Source organism: Enterobacter sp. CFEC122 (assembly GCF_052983755.1).
The window spans coordinates 56,263-71,913 of record NZ_JBRIQR010000014.1; the positions used below are offsets into that span (position 1 = coordinate 56,263).

A 15,651-nucleotide genomic window follows, 5' to 3' on the forward strand; every position below is an offset into this window, starting at 1 on the left:
TCTTCGAACTTAAGAACAAGTACAAAAATACTAGAGCGTGCCGAGGGATACAGGCGGGTGTTAAGGAAGACAACATGAATAAGTTTTACACAATGCTTTTCGCGGCTTTGCTTTTACTGGCCGGGTGCGACCAGCCCGTAAAAACAGAACCAGCCCCGCCCGGCGGGGGCGGAACCATTGAAGCCATTAACCACACCAGCTGGGCCATCAACCGCTTCAGCGTTAACGGGCAGTCCGGCCTCGATATTATCGGCCCGTATTCGGGTGGCGGTGGAGGATGCTGCTTTGGCGTGAGCGGGCCGTGGACGCCCGGAATGACGGTGCAGGTTGACTGGGAAACGGGGGTCGCGTTTGCCAGCGATGTGCCTGAGATCCCGCAGCCTGATGAACCAGATACCACCGGGATGAACCGGGATGAGCGTTACAAGGCATGGCAGGCTTATTCGGATAAAAAAGAGGAGTGGTACCAAAAAATTAAGGCACTAAATAAAAAACATACTCAAACCGTTCCGGTCCCCGATTACACCGACCAGAAAACCTGCGGCATTACCGTTCATTTCCTGCCCTGTGACCAGGTGAAGGTCACCACCAGCTGTGCTGACTACGGCAGCCCTGATTATCCCGTCAAAGACCCCGTGCATATGGAGAAGCCAAAAGTATGTCCTCAGTGAGTGCAGTATGGCATTCCCGCATTTTGCTGGCTGCAGGCCTGCTGCTGGCCGGGTGCGACCAGCCCGTAAAAACGGAACCAGCCCCGCCCGGCGGGGGCGGAACCATTGAAGCCATTAACCACACCAGCTGGGCCATCAACCGCTTCAGCGTTAACGGGCAGTCCGGCCTCGATATTATCGGCCCGTATTCGGGTGGAGGTGGAGGATGCTGCTTTGGCGTGAGCGGGCCGTGGACGCCCGGAATAACGGTGCAGGTTGACTGGGAAACGGGCGTCGCGTTTGCCAGCGATGTGCCTGAGATCCCGCAGCCTGATGAACCAGATACCACCGGGATGAACCGGGATGAGCGTTACAAGGCATGGCAGGAATATGCAGATAAACGCCGTGAGTGGCGAGCAATAATCAAAGGGTTGAATAAAAAACATACTCAAAGCGTTCCGGTCCCCGATTACACCGGACAAAAAACCTGCGGTATTACCGTTCACTTCCTGCCCTGTGACCAGGTGAAGGTCACCACCAGCTGTGCCGACTACGGCAGCCCTGATTATCCCGTCAAAGACCCCGTGCATATGGAGAAGCCCAAAGTATGTCCAAACTGAACCCTGATAATGTCTGGTACCCTCCTGAGTTTCCGGAAAGAGGTAGATTACCTAGTACTAGATCTCACTTTGGGCAAAACTGCAGGGAACAAGGCCGTCTGGAAACGCAATACCATAACCAGCTTTGCACGGCTGCCAACCGACGCGTCTTGCCTCCCTGCTGTAAAACGCTCCATATCAGCCTTTTCTTTGACGGTACGGGCAACAACCTGAATCATGACCTCTATGAATCGACCCCGCCTCATCCGACCAATATCGCTCGCCTGTTCCGTTCCACCATAGGACAAGGCTATGCAGGGGGAACCGGCGCGCATAACGCAGAGCTGGTCGATCAGGAAGGCGTCGCGCACAACCAGTATTACAAATACTATATTCCCGGCGTGGGGACGCCTTTTCCGGAGGTGCTGGATCTCGACTTCAGTGATGCAGGCCTGAAATACGCAGCTTACGGCGAGGAGCGCATCAACTGGGGTCTGCTTCGGCTGGTAGACGCTCTGCGATGTACGCTTGGGCTTGGCAAGCTGAGCGATGAGGAAAACTGGCACTCCATTCAGGCTATGGCCACCAACTACTCACACTCCAACGTTCACGGAGAATACCTCCGCCACAGAGAGCTTTTCCGGCTGTTAAACGGGTTGGGTAAAACGCTGGAGACCGCGTTAACGCAGCCAACGCCAGGCACCTCTAAGCTGCTGGGAATCAAGCTCTATGTTTACGGTTTCTCGCGCGGAGCGGCCTCGGCCCGGGCCTTTGTTAACTGGCTTAACGCCCTGCTTTCGCCTTCCCGAGCAGGGGCCTTACAACCTTTTTACCTGGCGACAAAACAGGGTGAAATTCCGATTAGCATTGAATTTTTAGGTTTGCTGGATACGGTCGCTTCCGTAGGGATTGCCCATATTGCCCCGGTAGCGGAAGGTCATATGGGCTGGGCCGACGGAACGATGGAATTGCCGGACAATGCGCTGATTAAGCGCTGCGTGCATCTGGTTTCGGCTCACGATCAGCGGTTGTGCTTCCCACTCGATTCAATCTGTCGTGCTGACGGGCGATATCCTGAATATGCCGTAAAGGTGGTTTATCCTGGCATGCACTCTGATATTGGGGGCGGGTACCCACCAGGCGATCAGGGGAAAGCAAATGCTAATGTCGATGATTTCTTATTATCACAGCTTTGTTTAAACGACATATACGCAGCAGCCTTTACTTCAGGTGCCCCATTAAAAGTCCAAAAAGAGTCGCTCCCTGAAGATTTACAAAAAGATTCATGGAGAATTATGCCAGAAGCCCTGGTTGACGAATTTAGTACTGACCCCTTACTAATCCAACGCTTCAACGCCTGGCGCCAGCTCACTCTTGATTTACCTCCTTCCGAAAGTGGCGTTCCCGATGAACAGGCAACCCTCTACTCCCCCGTTCGCGCTCGAGTCAATATCATCGAAGCGCTTGAAAACCAAATAGGCTGGATAACCGCCTGGCGCATCAATCGCTACGCCCAGGAAACATTCCGGAGCCAGCGCTTTTATCACGACGCCGCAGCCAATAATCAAAATCAGGATAACGATCCTGGTAAAAGGGCGGAACGGGAAAGAGAACGCGAAAAACTACAAAAAGATGCAGAAAGAGAGCGAATTAAACAGCTCGGTAGCCATCCGCAGGGTCAGTTTGTCATGCTTAAAACAGGCCCAAAAGACTTTGATGCCTTGCTCGGGCAAACACAGCTTTTACAGGCCGCATTCGAGTTCAAAGAAGACTATCAGGGCGTTTCTCGTACTCAGGCAAAAAGCACAACCTACGCCGTACTCGATTACTTCAAAGGCTTTGTTTTTGCCTTTAACCAGGATGATATTCCCGTTGAGTTTAAAATGATCAAAGAGGCGGGGAAACAACATCTGGAAACACTGTTTCCACCACAAGGGGAACAGAGCAATGCCAATGACCCCTCAGGGCTGACTAGAGCGCTTTTTGATGACCAAATCCATGATTCCCGGGCCTGGTTTATGCACAGCGCGTTGGGCTCGCGCGAACCCTGGGGCAGTTATTTTATCTACCGTATGATCTATTTCGGCGAAGCGACGAGTAAACAGGTAAAGCCACTCTCCATGCTGGGCTATGTTGCAGGCCTGAGTTACCCCATCTCAACGCATGAGGTCCAGTTTCTTATTGAATTGCAAAACACCGGACAAGGGCCATCAGCATCCGTCGAACAACGCATTTCTGTCCTTGATGCCAGCACGGGATATCTGCTGGGGATATTGCAGGATAAAACCCGGCAAATACCCTGCGTTCACTACCCTGCCGCAACCCTGGCAGAGTGTCAAAAAGCGGAGGAAATGGCTTTTGAACAAAAGAGAGCCGCAATACAGTCGTACATTGAAAATATGAATTATTCCGACTAACAGAAAACAAAAAACCCCGCCTAAGCGAGGTTTTTATCAGGGTTTTGCGGTTGGTCGCCGCAGAACACACTGTGTTACGTCAACGCAAAAAGTATACGCGATCGAAGACGAACGCGCAATTCCGGCACGGATTTTGACGTTTTTGAGTATGGATCGCCTTCCAGATTTTGTCCACAAAATACTGTTCATACGTACAGTATTTATCTATACTGAGGGTGTTCGCAGTGAGCGAGGGGGCCGCAGTTTTACCGGCGCAACGAAGTCCTGGCTGAAACGGGTGGTGCCGTCAGTGCCTTAACCCCTGAAGTGAGCACACTGTGTTACGTCAATCCAGGTGCTGGCAACAGGCGGCGGAAAGGTACGCCAGCATCGTGCTCCTTTTAACCAAAAGGAGACGCGTATGAGCGTAGTGGATATGGTGATACTTATCCTCAAACTCATTGTTGCAGTACTGCAACTGCTTGATGCTGTCCTGAAATTCGTTCGGTAATTCAGGTTCAAGTCGCACCTGAGAGGGGCGGGCAACCGCCCCTCTTTAATAACGAGGGAATGCTATGTCGCGTCTGTTAATTGAGCCTGTCACGCCCGACGAGCCGGGGTATATCGCCCTGAAGGCGGAAAGTATCGCACTGAATTTCAACATGCTGCGCAGGCTGGAAGAGAGCTGGCAGCGGGGTGAGAACCGCTTTAACGCGCCGGGTGAAAAGCTGCTGGGGGCGTTTCTCAACGGCAAGCTGGTTGGCGTGTGCGGTCTGAATCGCGATCCGTTCAGCCAGCAGCCGCGCGCCGGGCGTATTCGCCATCTCTACGTCAGCGAGAAGTGCCGTGGGCTGGGGATTGGCAAGCAGCTTTTGACCGTGGTGATGGCCGATGCCAGCATCTGGTTCGATTTCCTCAATACCCATGCACCGGACGCTGCCTACGGGTTTTATCGCCGGGCAGGTTTTACGCTGGTCTCGGACGAACCGCGGGTGACGCACCGCCTTTTTTGTGCGGTATAACCGGCTGGCGGCTTCAGGGCGTGAATGTTACAGTTGAGTGACAATTCACCACCCGACACGCCATGACCCTCACCGTATTCTGCATTTTACTCTTCGCCGCGCTGCTGCATGCCAGCTGGAACGCCATCGTCAAAGCCGGAACGGACAAGCTTTATTCTGCAATCAGCGTCAGCGGCTCCGCCACGCTGATTGCCCTGGTGCTGCTCCCCTTCTCTCCACAGCCCTCTGCCGCAAGCTGGCCGTTTTTGATCGTCTCCTGCGCCTTACAGGTGGTCTACACCGTGCTGGTCGCGAAGACCTATCAGGTTTCCGATATGAGCCAGACCTACCCGCTGATGCGCGGCACCGCCCCGCTGCTGGTGGCGCTGATCAGCGTGCTGGCGCTCGGCGATCGTCTCTCCTGGCTCGCCTGGTCCGGCATCGGGGTAATTTGCCTGTCGATTCTGGCGATGGCAATGAACGGGCGCATGCAGTCACGCAAGGGGATCTGGCTGGCGCTGCTGAACGCCTGCTTTATTGCGGGATATACGCTGGTGGACGGCACCGGCGTGCGGCTGTCGGAGACCGCGCTGGGCTATACGCTGTGGACCTTCTTTATGAACGGCTTCTGCCTGCTCGGCTGGGCGATGGTCGCGCGTCGGCGCGAGGCGTCCGGCTACCTGCGTCTGCACTGGAAAAAGGGGCTGCTTGGCGGGGTGGGGACCATGGGCTCTTACGGTCTGGCGCTGTGGGCGATGACGCAGGCGCCGCTGGCGGTGGTCGCGGCGCTGCGTGAAACCTCCATACTCTTTGGCGCGCTGATCGCTTTTTTGCTTTTAAAAGAGAAGGTTGCGGGCCTGCGCATCGCGGCGGCGCTGGGTATCGCCGGCGGCGCTATTCTGCTGCGCCTGGCGTAAAGCACTGGCAACATTAGTTGCCGTTATTGTTTACAAATCCTGCCTTTACCGGTTTTTTCATTCACCGCGACAATGCTTAAATTGTCATCTCTCTGTGGTAGATTCCTCGCGCATTTATGGGAATGCGCAGTCACTTATTCTTCATTTTTCTCTTTTGGCAAAAGTATTCAGCGACATGAAAAAGCAACGGAACGTTAACTTATTGTTGATGCTGGTGTTACTGGTGGCCGTCGGTCAGATGGCGCAAACCATCTACATTCCGGCGATTGCCGACATGGCAAAGGAATTGAACGTCCGCGAGGGCGCGGTACAGAGCGTAATGGCGGCCTACCTGCTGACCTATGGCGTTTCGCAGCTCTTCTACGGCCCGCTCTCTGACCGCGTCGGGCGTCGCCCGGTGATCCTGGTGGGCATGAGTATTTTCATGGTGGCGACGGTGATTGCCATTACTACCCATAGCCTGACCGTACTGATTGCCGCCAGCGCCCTGCAGGGCGTTGGGACCGGCGTTGGCGGGGTGATGGCGCGAACCTTACCGCGCGATATGTATCAGGGTACCCAGCTGCGCCATGCCAACAGCCTGTTGAATATGGGGATTCTGGTCAGCCCGCTGCTGGCCCCGCTGATCGGCGGCCTGCTGGACACGATGTGGTCCTGGCGCGCCTGCTACGCCTTCCTGCTGGTGCTGTGCATCATTGTCACCTTCAGCATGGCGCGCTGGATGCCGGAAACGCGTCCGCAGGACGCGCCGCGCACGAAGCTGATCGCCAGCTATAAAACGCTGTTCGGCAACGGCGCGTTTACCTGCTACCTGCTGATGCTCATCGGCGGCCTGGCGGGCATCGCGGTGTTCGAAGCCTGCTCCGGCGTGCTGCTGGGCGCGGGGCTGGGCCTGAGCAGCATGGTGGTGAGCATTCTGTTTATTCTGCCGATCCCGGCGGCGTTCTTCGGTGCGTGGTTTGCCGGACGACCAAACAAGCGCTTTTCCACCCTGATGTGGCAGTCGGTGATCAGCTGTCTGCTGGCGGGTCTGATGATGTGGATCCCGGGGCTGTTTGGCGTGATGACCGTCTGGACGCTGCTCATCCCGGCGGCGCTGTTCTTCTTCGGCGCGGGGATGCTGTTCCCGCTCGCAACCAGCGGCGCGATGGAGCCGTTCCCGTTCCTTGCAGGTACGGCGGGCGCGCTGGTGGGCGGTTTGCAGAACATCGGTTCTGGTGCGCTGGCCTGGCTCTCGGCGATGATGCCGCAGACCGGGCAGGCTAGTTTGGGCCTGCTGATGACGCTGATGGGGCTGCTGATTTTACTGTGCTGGCTGCCGCTGGCGTCGCGTGTCCCGCATCACGAGCAGCCGGTTTAACCGCATGATGGCCCGGCTTCTCGCCGGGCTTTTCACAGACGGGCGCAATCATCGCCTGCAATAACGGCTCTGGCGCTGGCCGCCAGGCGCCCTCTTCCCCGTCGTAAAACTGGAAATCCGCGTTAAGCGCATACGGGATTTTGGCCTTTTGCAGCTCGCAGGCCATAAAGGTGGCGAACGCGACTTGCGAGGCGGTTGGCGTAAAGCGGCTTGATTCTCCCACGCCCCAGCCCCCGACCCAGCTAACGTGCCCGGTTTTTTGCTGCCAGTGCAGCGCGGCATTGATGCGGTTACGGATGGCCGCTTTCTCTGCCGCCGTGCCGGACGTCCACGGGTATTTGCCGCCATTTTTCAGCGGCCCCCACGGGAAAATATGCCACTCCGCCAGCAGATAGGTTTGGCTGTGCGCGGGCAGCTTCAGGCTGGATAACTCCTCCGGCGCGGCACGCAGGCGTGGCGCAATGAAGATCATGCGCTGCGGGTCGATGTCGTGGATCGCTTTGATGGTTTTTTCATAGACACGGTTTAGCGACGCCAGATTGTGGTTAAGCTTGTCGGCAGGCTCATAAATGAGATCAAAACCCAGCAGCGGGTAGCTTTGACCGAAATAGTGCGCCACGGCAATCCACCAGTTGACCGTCTCTTTCTCGTTATCGGCTTTCGGGTCGTTTTTATATTCATCAGCCTGATACGCGACTATCGGGATCACGCCATACTGCTCACAGGCTTCTACCAGCTTGCGCAGGTGGATCAGCCGAGCTTCCGTCGGCTCGTCGGCCACGCGGATGCGCACGTGGGTAATGCCTTTAGCCCGAAAATCGCGGACCACCAGCGGGTCGAATTCGCGTATGCCGCGCTCGGTGCGCGCCCAGTCCACATCCATACCGACGCCAAGCTGCTGCGCATAACGGGCAGCCGTCAGCGGCGGCTCAGCGGCAATGGCCCAGCCGGAAGAGATCAGTAACGCGGTCGCTATAAGAGGCTTTAACACGGTTTACCCTGGATAAATCGAAAGCATTACCTGTATTTAGCATGCTTTTTCACATTTGGTGTAGCGCGAAAGCGTAATAATTCTTCAACCTGCCAGTTCTCTCAGCCAGCCGATAAAGGCGTCTATTTTCGGCCACTGTCGGCCCGAAAGCGTCGAGACATAGTAGTGCTGATGGCATTTCAGGGTCTTGTCACCAAACGGGGCGATCAGTTCGCCCCGTTCAAGCCGTTTTTGCACCAGCCGCTTTCTCCCCATCGCGACGCCGACGTGGTTGATGGCCGCAATAATCGCTAAGTCGGAACGATCGAAACCAATACCCGACGATGGCGGCATATTCACCGCAAAGTGCTGCGCCCAGCTCAGCCACTCATCCGTACCGGAATCATTGCTCCAGGCCTGACGGTCGTGCAGCAGCGTGCAGTGGCTAAGGTTATCGGGGTTTTTCAACAGCTCATGCTCGCGGGCATACTGCGGCGAGCAGACGGGCAAAATCTCTTCGTCCATCAGGAAGTGATGAGACAGATGGTTTGGCGGCGTATCGTCGAAATAGAGCGCCAGATCGACGCCCGTTCGCTGCATATTGACGTAATCATTGCCGGTCAGGACGGTGAGCGAAATCGACGGATAGCGGCGGGTAAAGTCACCCAGCATGGGTACCAGCCAGCACTGAGCGATCGACGGCCGGGAGTAGACCGTCAGCGTGCCGGACAGCGCCTGGTTTTTGATGTCCAGGATCTCCTGATTCAGGGTGTCGAGGGACGATTTTAGCGTCCAGTAAACGCGCTTTCCCTCCTGCGTCAGCTCAACTTTACGGTGCGAGCGGACAAACAGCTGAATACCGAGCTCTTCTTCGAGCAGGTTGATGCGGTGGCTCACCGCGCTGGGGCTGAGCGACAGCTCCTCCGCCGCCAGCGCGAAGGATTCATGCCGGGCCGCCACTTCAAAGGTGTACATTTTCGACAGCTGCCAGCCGTTGAGCAGCCGGTTTCTGGCTTCATTTGCATCGGTCATCACAATTCTCACGCGTGTTTTCTGCGCCCAGCATACCGTTCATGGGTGAATTTATGTGAACCTAATGCGGATTAAGTGCGTTTTTTAGAGCGCAGTCACTCAGTTGATTCAATCTGGCTCACCTGAACGCCAATTTATATCGTTTGTCAGCCCACGCCGCTTTTTCGTCCAATACCCCCAGATGACATAAGGGTGAGGTGAGATATGGGATCTCAGGTCTGGGTTGTGGCAACGCTGCTGGTCAGCATTGTGTTGATTGTTTTAACCATCGTAAAACTGAAGTTTCACCCGTTCCTCGCGCTGCTGCTGGCGAGCTTTTTCGTCGGCGCAATGATGGGAATGAGCCCGCTGGATATGGTAAACGCCATTGAGAGCGGGATTGGCGGCACGCTGGGCTTCCTGGCGGCCGTGATTGGTCTGGGCACCATTCTCGGCAAGATGATGGAGGTTTCCGGCGCTGCAGAGCGCATCGGGATCGCCCTGCAGCGCTGCCGCTGGCTGTCAGCAGACGTGATTATGGTGCTGGTGGGCCTGATCTGCGGCATTACGCTGTTCGTGGAAGTGGGCGTGGTCCTGCTGATCCCGCTGGCGTTTTCCATCGCCAAAAAGACCCACACGTCGCTGCTCAAGCTGGCCATTCCGCTCTGTACCGCGCTGATGGCGGTGCACTGCGTGGTGCCGCCGCATCCGGCGGCGCTGTTTGTGACCAATAAATTAGGGGCGGACGTTGGGACGGTAATCGTCTACGGCCTGCTGGTGGGCCTGATGGCCTCTCTGGTCGGCGGCCCGCTGTTCCTGAAGCTGCTCGGCAATCGTCTGCCGTTTAAACCGGTTCCGGCAGAATTTTCAGACCTGAAGGTGCGGGAGGAGCATACCCTGCCGTCGCTGGGCGCCACGCTGTTTACGGTGCTGCTGCCGATTGCCCTGATGCTGGTGAAGACCATCGCCGAACTGAATATGGCAAAAGACGGCACGCTGTATACGCTGCTGGAGTTTATCGGCAACCCGATCACCGCCATGTTTATCGCCGTGTTTGTCGCCTACTACCTGCTGGGCATCCGCCAGCACATGGGCATGGGCGCGATGCTGACGCACACCGAGCACGGCTTTGGCTCTATCGCCAACATTTTGCTGATTATCGGCGCGGGCGGCGCGTTCAACGCCATCCTGAAAACCAGCGGACTGGCGGACTCGCTGGCGCAAATTCTCTCGAACCTGCACATGCACCCTATCCTGCTCGCCTGGCTGGTGGCGCTGGTGCTGCATGCCGCCGTAGGCTCCGCCACGGTCGCGATGATGGGCGCCACGGCCATCGTCGCGCCGATGCTGCCGCTCTACCCGAACGTCAGCCCGGAGATCATCACCATTGCCATCGGTTCCGGCGCCATTGGCTGCACGATCGTGACCGATTCCCTCTTCTGGCTGGTGAAGCAATACTGCGGCGCGACCCTGAATGAGACCTTCAAATACTATACGACGGCGACGTTTATCGCCTCGGTGCTTGCACTTGGCGGCACATTCCTGCTTTCTTTCATTATCTGAGCGCGAAGAGACGTATTATGGAAAACGCAACTATCACCACTTTAACCGCACAGTTTCCTCTGGTTGAGGATCTGATTGCCCTGAAAGAAACCACCTGGCTTAACCCGAACACCACCACGCTTGAAGAAGGGCTGCCCTATGTCGGGCTGACCAAAGCCAACGTGGACGATGCGCATGCGCGCCTCAACCGCTTCGCGCCATATCTGGCGAAAGCCTTCCCGGAGACGGCCGCAACGGGTGGGATTATTGAATCCGAACTGGTCGCCATTCCGGCAATGCGGGCGCGGCTGGAGAAAGAATCTGGCAAATCCATTCCCGGCACGCTGCTGCTGAAAAAAGACAGCCATCTGCCGATTTCCGGCTCGATTAAAGCGCGCGGCGGTATCTATGAGGTGCTGACCCACGCGGAAAAACTGGCGCTGGACGCCGGGTTGCTGAGCGTTGAAGACGACTACAGCATCCTGCTGGAGCCGCGCTTTAAGGACTTCTTCAGCCAGTACAGCATTGCGGTAGGCTCAACCGGCAACCTGGGGATGTCCATCGGCATCATGAGCGCCCGCATCGGCTTTAAGGTGACGGTACATATGTCCGCCGACGCCCGCGAGTGGAAAAAAGCCAAACTGCGCAGCCACGGCGTCATCGTCGTGGAATATGAGCAGGATTACGGCGTGGCGGTGGAGCAGGGACGCAAAGCGGCGGAAAGCGATCCGAACTGCTTCTTCATTGACGATGAAAATTCCCGCACCCTGTTCCTGGGCTACGCGGTGGCGGGCGAGCGCCTGAAGGCACAGTTTGCCGCTCAGGGCCGCGTGGTGGATGCCGATCATCCGCTGTACGTCTACCTGCCGTGCGGCGTCGGCGGCGGCCCCGGCGGCGTGGCGTTTGGCCTGAAGCTGGCCTTTGGCGATAACGTCCACTGCTTCTTCGCGGAGCCAACGCACTCCCCGTGCATGCTGCTGGGCGTCTACACCGGCCTGCACGACGAGATTGCCGTGCAGGATCTGGGCATTGATAACGTGACGGCGGCGGACGGCCTGGCGGTAGGACGCGCCTCCGGCTTCGTGGGCCGCGCGATGGAGCGCCTGCTTGACGGGTTCTATACGCTTTCCGACCAAAGCATGTACGACATGCTCGGCTGGCTGGCGCAGGAGGAAGGCATTCGGCTGGAACCGTCGGCGCTGGCGGGCATGGCCGGACCGCTGCGCGTGCCTTCAGATGCCAGCGTTACCCACCTGGTGTGGGCGACCGGCGGCGGCATGGTGCCGGAAGACGAGATGGCGAAGTATCTGGCTAAAGGGCAGTAATTCTGCCGGGTGGCGGCTACGCCTTACCCGGCCTACGGTTCGCGGCAGTTGTAGGCCCGGTAAGGCGTAGCCGCCACCGGGCTTTAAAAGCTCACAATTTGCTGAATGTGAGTCACTGCGAAGAGTAAAGACAGCGACAGCACGGCCAGGGCGATGAGGAACTTATCCCGCACCGCCTTCGGCTGCACAAAGTCGTCCTGCGCTACGTCCATCAGGTTACGGCTGCGGGTATAGCGCCATAAAACGATTGCCACCAGCGCCAGCACAACAAGCGAGATCCAGAACGGCACCCCGGTGCGGTGCCAGTTGTGCTTAATCGCCAGGGCGATCAGCGCGCCATACCCCAGCAGCGTGCGCAGCCAGGCGAGTGACGTCCGCTCCGGCTGCAGACCGGGGTCCGCTTCGCGTCGCGCTTTGCGGCTATCCGCCATAGAACACCAGCACCATCACCACGCCCGCCACCGCCAGCAAAATCGCGCTGATGATGAGTAACCCACGCGTATAGGGCAGATCCTGCTTCAGACGCATCGCCTTCTCATTGCGCAGCCAGCGCAGGTAGCCGTAAATCGCCAGCACGCCAGCGAACAGGCACAGCAGCAGCGCCAGCACCTCGCGAATCAACGGCGTGGCGAAATCAGGCGCGAGCTGGTCGAGCCCCACCCCGGCGGCAAGAAACCCCAGCGCGGTGCGGATCCACGCTAAATACGTGCGTTCATTAGCCAGCGAGAAGCGGTAGTCCGGCGCTTCGCCGAGGCGGGAAATTTTCATGAAGGTTCCTTGTCGAGCTACGGGCAGGCTTCAGCATAGCGTAAATCAACAAGGACAAGGAGACCGGCATCGGGCGATGCCGGTCAGGACGATCAGTGCAGCTCTGGCCAGTAATCCTTGTTCGCCTCGATCAGGTCATCCAGAATCGCTTTCGCGACGGACGCGCTCGGCACGGTTTTCGACAGGGTAATCGCCTGCCAGAGTTTCTGGTACGAGCGCTGCTCCCAGGCATCCACCACCAGTTTTTCCACCGCTACCTGCTGGCTCATCAGCCCTTTCTGGAAGTGCGGAATATCGCCCACCGTGAGCGGCTCCGGTCCGTTATGGCCCACCAGGCAAGGAATCTCCACCATCGCATCGGCATCAAAGTTATGGATGGCCCCGTTGTTTGGCACAATCAGCAGCATGCGTTCCTGGGTATTAAAGGCAATCGCGGTTGCCAGATCGACGATGTACGACGCGTGTTCGTCGATTTCCAGCTCACCGGCGGAGGATTTGCCCGCCTCGATAATCGCCCGGCATGAACTGAATACATGCTTCTCACGGTGGTCCATGACCTCATTGGCGCGGGTGCGGTCCGGGTTGGAATGCGCGACCACGTAGTCCGGGAACAGGTAATACTTCAGATAGGTGTTCGGCATGGTGTCCGGATCCAGCGCCTGCACGTCTTTGGCTTTGGCGAAGGTATCGTTCCAGCTCGCTTCGGTGTGCGCATCGTCAGACGGCGGTACATAGCCGTTTTTCGCCACGTATTCGCGCAGTTTCGGCATCAGATCGTTGCCGTTAAGATCTTCAATCGACGTCCACCAGCCGAAGTGGTTCAGGCCATAGTAGCGCACGCGCATCTCTTTGCGGTCTTTCAGGCCGACAATCTGCGCCATGCGCCCTTCAATACCGATCGGCATATCGCAGATGTTGAGAATTTTGGCGTTCGGACGCAGGCGGCGCGTGGCCTCCGCAACAATCGCCGCCGGGTTGGAGTAGTTCAGCATCCACGCGTTCGGAGAGTACTGCTCCATGTAATCCACCAGCTCCAGCACGCCGCCAATAGAGCGCATGCCGTAGGCGATCCCGCCCGGGCCGCAGGTTTCCTGGCCCAGCACGCCGTGGCGCAGCGGGATTTTTTCATCTTTTTCACGCATTGGGTATTTACCCACGCGGATATGCGCCATCACGAAATCCACATCGGTAAACGCCGCTTTCGGATCGGTGGTGTAGCTGAATTCAATTTCCGGCGCCTGCTCCTTAAGGATGATTTTGCACGCTTCGGCGATGGTCTCCTGACGCGCGCCGTCGTTGTCATAGAACTTCAGGGCGCGCAGCGGGAAACGGTCACGGTTGGCTAACAGCATCAGGACGATACCAGGCGTGAAGGTGCTGCCGCCGCCTGCAATGACAACTGAGAATTTTTTCATGATATAGCCTCTGTCAGGGTGGTTTGTTCATTCGTTAAGGGGGTTTTCATCAGCGATTCCAGCTGGTCGCGCACCTGAGGAACGTGCAGGCCGACAATCACCTGAATGCCGTTGCCGCGTCGCACCACGCCGTGGGCGCCGAGGGCTTTGAAGACGTCATCGCTTTGCGTTTTCGCCATATCGACCAGGGCGATGCGCAGGCGGGTGGCGCAGTTGTTGATGCTGTCGATGTTGGCCGCGCCGCCCAGCGCCTGCAGGAACCCGGCAGCCTGCCCGACCTGCTGGCTGGCCGCCGCCGGGACGGTGATTAGCCCGCGCGCCGCCTTATAGTCGGCCTTGCTGTAGAGCTTGATTTCGCTCTCTTCCCGGCCCGGGGTTTTCAGGTTCAGACGCGCAATCAGCGTTTTGAAGACCACGAAGTAAACTCCGGTAAAGCAGACGCCAATGCCGATCTGGGTGAACACCGTCGAGGCGTGGTTGTGGAACATCGGGATCCAGTTTTGCGGCAGGAACTGGTCCAGCAGGCCGCCGCCCATGTTCCCGACCACGCCGAAGGTGTACATCACCGTTGCCATGGTGGCCGCCAGCACGGCGTGAACGGCAAACAGCAGCGGCGAGATAAACAGGAAGGTAAATTCGAGCGGTTCGGTAATACCCACCAGCACCGCGGTAAGCGTGGCCGGGACCAGCAGCCCCGCGACCTTGACGCGGTTTTCCGGCGACGCGGTGTACCAGATCGCCAGCGCAATCCCGACCGAGCCAAACACTTTGGAGTTGCCGTGCAGCGCGAACCCGCCTTCCGGGAAGAGGGTTTTCAGCGGCAGGGTGCTCTGGCTGAATTCCTGCAGGTGCTGCGCCCAGTAGACCTGAATCCCCCCTTCCACCGCCGCCGGGCCAAAGATGAACGGACCGTAGACGAAGTGGTGCAATCCGGTTGGGATCAGAATGCGTTCCAGGAAGGTATAGACCCATACGCCCAGCGCACCGGCAGAACGCAGGAACGCCTGCAGGGACTCAATGCCCATCTGCACTTTCGGCCAGCCCAGCAGCGTCAGCCAGGCGCAGGGGATCATGACGAAGAACGCGAGGATAACGACAAACGAGCTGCCCTGGAAAATCCCCAGAAACACCGGCAGCGGCTTGTCAAAATAGCGGTTGTGGATGGCGGTGACGATGCCTGAAATCACGATGGCACCGATGATGCTGGTATCGAGCGTTTTGATGCCAGCAATCATCGCCAGCCCGCTACCGGCCGTTGGTTCGGCGGAGAAGTCGACGCCAAAGAAGTGGCCCCAGGTCATCCCCATCGCGTTGATGAAGTAGTTCCAGGTCAGGAAGCTAATCAGCACTGCCAGGCAGGCGCGGCCCTGGGCCTGCTTCGCCAGGCCAATCGGCAGGCCGACGGCAAAAATCAGCGGCATATTGCGGAACACCGCCCAGCCGCCCTCTTCAATGATGTGAACAATCTGCGCGAAAAGATGATCGGGGGCCGTTAAGGCTTCGCCGACAAACAGCGGGTTGCGAAGCATGATGGCGATTCCCACCACGATCCCGGCGAACGGAAACAGCAACACCGGGGTAAACATGGCACCGCCAAAACGTTGTATTTGACTGAGCATTTTTAAATCCTCATGAAACAACCTGTAGGGGTAGAGGCCTTTATGGTTTTTTGCTGGCCTGAGGTGAGCATAAGAACT

15 protein-coding genes are annotated in these 15,651 nt (G+C 57.6%); 9 read left to right on the forward strand and 6 right to left on the reverse strand.

Annotation, left to right across the window (positions count from 1 at the left end):
• The first annotated feature begins 74 nt into the window (after nucleotides 1-74).
• The 7 genes from ACVCAM_RS11855 (at nucleotide 75) to emrD (ending at nucleotide 6,923) form a co-directional block, all read left to right on the forward strand.
• Nucleotides 75-671 (forward strand): DUF3304 domain-containing protein, encoded by a 597-nt coding sequence (locus ACVCAM_RS11855; protein WP_248202779.1) that lies wholly within the window; start codon nucleotides 75-77, stop codon nucleotides 669-671.
• Nucleotides 659-1,270 (forward strand): DUF3304 domain-containing protein, encoded by a 612-nt coding sequence (locus ACVCAM_RS11860; RefSeq protein ID WP_407222925.1) that lies wholly within the window; start codon nucleotides 659-661, stop codon nucleotides 1,268-1,270. Before ACVCAM_RS11855 ends, ACVCAM_RS11860 begins: the two co-directional genes overlap by 13 nt.
• Nucleotides 1,258-3,666 carry a T6SS phospholipase effector Tle1-like catalytic domain-containing protein gene (locus ACVCAM_RS11865; protein WP_407222924.1) on the forward strand — a complete coding sequence of 803 codons (2,409 nt, stop codon included), beginning with the start codon at nucleotides 1,258-1,260 and terminating at the stop codon, nucleotides 3,664-3,666. The genes ACVCAM_RS11860 and ACVCAM_RS11865 overlap by 13 nt, the downstream gene beginning before the upstream one ends.
• A 400-nt stretch (nucleotides 3,667-4,066) precedes the next feature.
• On the forward strand, nucleotides 4,067-4,156 hold the full coding sequence (tisB, locus tag ACVCAM_RS11870) for a type I toxin-antitoxin system toxin TisB (protein WP_008500146.1): 90 nt from the start codon (nucleotides 4,067-4,069) through the stop codon (nucleotides 4,154-4,156).
• 64 nt (nucleotides 4,157-4,220) lie between these two features.
• On the forward strand, nucleotides 4,221-4,667 hold the full coding sequence (locus ACVCAM_RS11875; RefSeq protein ID WP_025910712.1) for a GNAT family N-acetyltransferase: 447 nt from the start codon (nucleotides 4,221-4,223) through the stop codon (nucleotides 4,665-4,667).
• A gap of 62 nt (nucleotides 4,668-4,729) precedes the next feature.
• Nucleotides 4,730-5,563, forward strand: a complete 834-nt coding sequence (locus tag ACVCAM_RS11880) for an EamA family transporter (RefSeq protein ID WP_045372111.1) — start codon at nucleotides 4,730-4,732, stop codon at nucleotides 5,561-5,563.
• 175 nt (nucleotides 5,564-5,738) lie between these two features.
• Nucleotides 5,739-6,923: a multidrug efflux MFS transporter EmrD gene (gene emrD, locus ACVCAM_RS11885; protein WP_023293703.1), complete on the forward strand. Its 1,185-nt coding sequence runs from the start codon at nucleotides 5,739-5,741 to the stop codon at nucleotides 6,921-6,923.
• Here emrD and ACVCAM_RS11890 read toward each other — a convergent pair.
• Together ACVCAM_RS11890 and dsdC are read right to left on the reverse strand one after the other, a co-directional pair.
• On the reverse strand, nucleotides 6,826-7,914 hold the full coding sequence (locus ACVCAM_RS11890; protein ID WP_039267105.1) for a cellulase family glycosylhydrolase: 1,089 nt from the start codon (nucleotides 7,912-7,914) through the stop codon (nucleotides 6,826-6,828). The genes emrD and ACVCAM_RS11890 overlap by 98 nt on opposite strands.
• Before the next feature lie 84 nt (nucleotides 7,915-7,998).
• The gene (gene dsdC, locus ACVCAM_RS11895) at nucleotides 7,999-8,925 is read right to left on the reverse strand and encodes a DNA-binding transcriptional regulator DsdC (RefSeq protein WP_025910720.1); all 927 of its coding nucleotides are present in this window, start codon (nucleotides 8,923-8,925) and stop codon (nucleotides 7,999-8,001) included.
• A gap of 204 nt (nucleotides 8,926-9,129) precedes the next feature.
• On the opposite strand from dsdC, the gene dsdX reads away from it, so the two are divergent.
• Both dsdX and dsdA read left to right on the forward strand, forming a co-directional pair.
• Complete coding sequence (dsdX, locus tag ACVCAM_RS11900; protein WP_008500153.1) at nucleotides 9,130-10,467, forward strand: D-serine transporter DsdX; 1,338 nt, start codon at nucleotides 9,130-9,132, stop codon at nucleotides 10,465-10,467.
• Nucleotides 10,468-10,484: 17 nt separating this feature from the next.
• A complete protein-coding gene (gene dsdA / locus ACVCAM_RS11905; protein ID WP_407222922.1) occupies nucleotides 10,485-11,771 on the forward strand; it encodes a D-serine ammonia-lyase in 1,287 nt (428 codons plus the stop codon).
• Nucleotides 11,772-11,854: 83 nt separating this feature from the next.
• On the opposite strand, the gene ACVCAM_RS11910 is transcribed toward dsdA, so the two are convergent.
• From ACVCAM_RS11910 to ACVCAM_RS11925, 4 genes are all read right to left on the reverse strand, one after another.
• The gene (locus ACVCAM_RS11910) at nucleotides 11,855-12,202 is read right to left on the reverse strand and encodes a DUF202 domain-containing protein (RefSeq protein WP_021242685.1); all 348 of its coding nucleotides are present in this window, start codon (nucleotides 12,200-12,202) and stop codon (nucleotides 11,855-11,857) included.
• Nucleotides 12,192-12,539: a YidH family protein gene (locus ACVCAM_RS11915; protein WP_049121466.1), complete on the reverse strand. Its 348-nt coding sequence runs from the start codon at nucleotides 12,537-12,539 to the stop codon at nucleotides 12,192-12,194. The genes ACVCAM_RS11910 and ACVCAM_RS11915 overlap by 11 nt, the downstream gene beginning before the upstream one ends.
• Nucleotides 12,540-12,631: 92 nt before the next feature.
• The gene (locus ACVCAM_RS11920) at nucleotides 12,632-13,954 is read right to left on the reverse strand and encodes a 6-phospho-alpha-glucosidase (RefSeq protein ID WP_320733218.1); all 1,323 of its coding nucleotides are present in this window, start codon (nucleotides 13,952-13,954) and stop codon (nucleotides 12,632-12,634) included.
• The gene (locus ACVCAM_RS11925; protein WP_407222921.1) at nucleotides 13,951-15,573 is read right to left on the reverse strand and encodes an alpha-glucoside-specific PTS transporter subunit IIBC; all 1,623 of its coding nucleotides are present in this window, start codon (nucleotides 15,571-15,573) and stop codon (nucleotides 13,951-13,953) included. Before ACVCAM_RS11925 ends, ACVCAM_RS11920 begins: the two co-directional genes overlap by 4 nt.
• Between the last annotated feature and the right edge of the window lie 78 nt (nucleotides 15,574-15,651).